The organism is Longimicrobium sp., from assembly GCF_048594345.1.
In the GTDB taxonomy this organism is placed as follows: domain Bacteria; phylum Gemmatimonadota; class Gemmatimonadetes; order Longimicrobiales; family Longimicrobiaceae; genus Longimicrobium.
The window spans coordinates 1-3,658 of the sequence record NZ_JBMDXM010000284.1; the positions used below are offsets into that span (position 1 = coordinate 1).

Here is a 3,658-nt window from a genome sequence, read left to right on the forward strand (position 1 = left end):
GAAGGATACGATCCAGTTTCTGGGCGAGCGCTATCCCGCGCTCAACGACCGGGAGCTGAAGGAGCTGGGGACCATCGGCATGCGCTTCTGCAGCCCGGTGATCGCCAACGCCGACGCGGCGTCCGCGTCGGAGGCCGTTCCGCAGGAAACCGCGGCGGTCTGACGGGCTTCGCGGGGCGAGAGGGGGAGGCGGCGTTCCGACCGCCTCCCGGATCGCCCGCCGCAAGCCCGTTCCGCAGTCCGGAGCGCTCCCCGGACGCGGTACAACTGCACCCATCCATGGATCCCGACCCCGGTAGTTTCTCCCTTCTCACCATCCTGGGACTGATCGCGGCCAACGCCTTTCTGGTGGCGGCCGAGTTCGCCCTCATCGCGGTTCGCCGCATCCGCATCGAGCAGTCCATCCGCCAGGGCGACGTCCGCGCCGCGCGCGTGCTTCCCGCGCTGGACCGGCTGGAGGAGCTGGTGTTCGCCGCGCAGGTGGCGCGCAGCCTTGCGTCCGTGGCGCTGGGCTACCAGGCCATCCTGCTCGCCCGGGCGTACCTGGTCCCCGTCATCGGCCCCGCCCCCGTGCGCCTTCTGGGCATGGAGCTGGGCTCCGCGATGGCCGTCTCCGTCTTCATCGCCCTCTTCTTCGTCGCGCTGCTGCACGCCACGGTGGGGCAGCAGGTGCCCAAGCTGGTGGCCGTGCACCGCGCCGAGTGGATCACCGCGCACCTGGCCGTGCCGCCGCTGCAGGCGTTGACGTGGGTGCTCACGCCCATCACCTGGCCGCTCAACTTTGTGGTACGCGCGGTAGTGCGGATGTTCGGGGTGAGCTCCACCGGCTTTCACCCGCTCATCCAGACGCCCGAAGAATTGCGGCTGCTGGTGATGGAGCCGGGCGAGGGCACGCCGGGCGACATGGAGGACGACGAGCGCGAGATGCTGCGCGGCGTCTTTGAGATCAGCGAAACGGTGGTGCGCGAGGTGATGACGCCGCGGACGGAGATGGTGGCCGTGCCGGCAGAGGTTACGCTGCGGCGGCTGCTGGAGGTGGCCACGGAAGAGGGCCACTCGCGCGTTCCCGTCTACCAGGGAACCATCGATTCCGTCCTGGGCGTGGTGCTGACCAAGGACCTGCTGCGCGTGCTGTACGAGCGCGGCGGCTCGGCGGAAGGGGAGTTCGACGTGCGCTCCATCCTGCGCCCCGCCCTCTTTGTCCCCGACACCAAGCCGGTCGACGAGCTGCTGTCGGAGCTGCGGCGGCAGGCGGTGCACGTAGCCATCGTGCTGGACGAGTTTGGCGGCACCTACGGGCTGGTGACGCTGGAGGACCTGCTGGAGGAGATCGTCGGCGAGATCAACGACGAGTTCGACGAGGTGGAGCCGGAGTTCGAATCCACCCCCGAGGGCGACGTGCTCATCGACGCCGGCGTGCTGATCAGCGACGTGAACGAGCGCTTCGGGCTGCGGATTCCGGAGGAGGAGTTCGATACGGTGGGCGGCTTTGTGTTCGGAAGCCTGGGCCGCGTGCCCGAGATGGGCGACGCCGTGCCGGTGATGTCGCCCGAGGGGGAGATGGAGCTGCGCGTGGAAGCGACGGACGAGCGCCGCGTGAGCCTGCTGCGCCTGACCCGCCCCGCGACCGTCCCCCAAGATCCGGAGGAGTGATCCGGCTGCGGCGATTCAGCGGTTCATCCCCGATCCAGCAACAGCAGGGCTCACGCGGAGGGCGCGGAGACACGGAGAAGTTCTCCGCGCCTCCGCGTCCTCCGCGTCTCCGCGTGAGCCGTTGTTTCAGACGCCGGCGGTATATGCGGAAGCGGCCGTGGCGGCTGCTGTATCGGCGGTCACCGCCAGCTCTTCGATGAAGAGCACGGCGTCCTGGTTCAGCACGATGTAGCCGAACGGGTGGCCGCTCTGCAGGCACCGCGCGTTGGTCACGGAAATGAAGCCTTTGAGCGTGGACAGGTGGTCCGCCAGGCGGCTGCCGGGGGAGCGGTGCAGGTCGCCCTCCAGCACGCGGCCGCCGGTAAGGTAAAAGCGGTGGCCCTGCGCGCGCTTGTTGCCCACCAGCGACGGGGTTCCGGGTGCGGCGGGGCGCGCGGGAAGGGTGGGGGTGGCACGTGCGATCATGGTCGGTCTGCCCTGCAGCCAGAGGTTGGGGGATGGGACCCGGCTGCAGGGCAACGCCGGGACCGTTGAGTTGGAGCAGACTTATCTTATTCTACTGGAACGATTTAGGGTCGAGCGGCGTACGAGGGGGCGGAACGGTGCGGGCGTCGCAAGGCGGGACGGACGATGCGTCCACGGCGGCTGAACGCCAGGAGCGGCGCGGGAGGGAGGGGGTGGTGTACGGAATCCGTACGCTGCCCGGGGCCAGGACAGCAAAGCCGCCGCGGGCCAGGAGCTGGCCCGCGGCGGCTGGATGCTCTCCGGACGGTGACGCGCGGGAGCGGCCGCGCGGTCAGTTGTCGCGGAAGACGCCGCCGTACCGCCCCGCCGTCGCCGGGCGCACGCCGGGGGCGTCGTGGCGGGCCAGCACGCGGTTGGTGACGGTGGGGGCGATGTGCTCGTCCATCGGCAGCATCTCCATGTACAGCTCCAGCGCGCGGTCCACGTCCACCTCGTCGCGCAGGATCTCGAGCAGCTCCAGGATGTTGGACACGTGGGTCTCAACGATCGCCTCTTCGGCGCGCGCCGCGGCGATCAGAAGCTTGCGCTTGGCCTCGTTGCTCAGGCGGCGGCGCCGCAGCCAGTCGAACATCGTTCCTTCGAGTACGTTGTAGCAGGGTCGTATGGGGACACCAATCTGACCGCGTGCCCCGGCGGCCCGCAAGCCCGCATCAGGGGCTTGGATGCGGGGCGCGTTCCAGTGTATATTTGTCCGGGTGCCCACCGCGCCGCATTCGCGCGCGGCCCCGCCACCGATCTTTCCGGCCCGACGTCCGGGCCTTGCCCCATCTCCCGCCTTTTTGAAGGGCCAAGGGAAGGCTGAATGGGAACCTCATTTCTCAGCTCCGAAGAGTACGACGAGCTGGCACATCGGCACTACGACGCCGGTGAGTACGACGAAGCGCTCGGCGTCCTTCGCGAAGGGCTGGCGCAGTATCCCGAGTCCGTCCTGCTGCAGGTGGGGCTGGGCTACACGCGCGTGGCCCGCGAGGAGTACGCGTGGGCCCGGCAGTGCTTTGAGCGCGCGCTGGAGCTGGACCCCGAGTACGAGGACGCCTGGGTGGGGCTGGGCGAGTCGCTGCTCAAGTTCGGCCGGGTGGACGAGGCGCTGGAGTGCTTTGGCCAGATCGACGCCATGGGGCTGGCCGACGACCTGGAGCTGGGGCTCACCGTGGGCCGCGCCCTCTATCGCGAAGGGCTGTTCACCGACGCGCGGGCCCGCTTCAGCGCGCTTTCGGCGGCGCACCCGGACAGCGCGGAGCTGGCGGCGGCGCGCGGCTACACCCTGCACGCCCTGGGCGACGACCTGGGGGCGCGCCGCGAACTGCGCCGCGCCGTGCGGCTGGACGCGGAGCTGCACGAGGCCCGCATCTACCTGAGCCACCTGCTGCACGACCGCGGCGACCCGCGGGCCGCGCTGGCGGAGCTGGAGCAGGTGCCGCCGGCGGAACACTGGGACACGCTGAGCGTCTGGCGGTACATGGAGCTCAAGACGCAGCTG

4 protein-coding genes are annotated in these 3,658 nt (G+C 69.9%); 2 read left to right on the top strand and 2 right to left on the bottom strand.

What is annotated here, in order from left to right; translation table 11 throughout:
* The first annotated feature begins 279 nt into the window (after window positions 1-279).
* Window positions 280-1,653, top strand: a complete 1,374-nt coding sequence (locus ACOJUJ_RS29530) for a hemolysin family protein (RefSeq protein WP_420130522.1) — start codon at window positions 280-282, stop codon at window positions 1,651-1,653.
* 126 nt (window positions 1,654-1,779) lie between these two features.
* Here ACOJUJ_RS29530 and ACOJUJ_RS29535 read toward each other — a convergent pair whose 3' ends face one another.
* Entirely contained in the window at window positions 1,780-2,118 is a 339-nt protein-coding gene (locus tag ACOJUJ_RS29535; RefSeq protein WP_420130523.1) for a hypothetical protein, read from the bottom strand.
* A 331-nt stretch (window positions 2,119-2,449) separates the two neighbouring features.
* Window positions 2,450-2,749, bottom strand: coding sequence for a hypothetical protein (locus ACOJUJ_RS29540; protein ID WP_420130524.1), 300 nt, complete (start codon window positions 2,747-2,749; stop codon window positions 2,450-2,452).
* A gap of 231 nt (window positions 2,750-2,980) precedes the next feature.
* On the opposite strand from ACOJUJ_RS29540, the gene ACOJUJ_RS29545 reads away from it, so the two are divergent.
* Window positions 2,981-3,658, top strand: a 678-nt coding sequence (locus tag ACOJUJ_RS29545; protein WP_420130525.1) for a tetratricopeptide repeat protein, incomplete at its 3' end; no start/stop codon positions are given.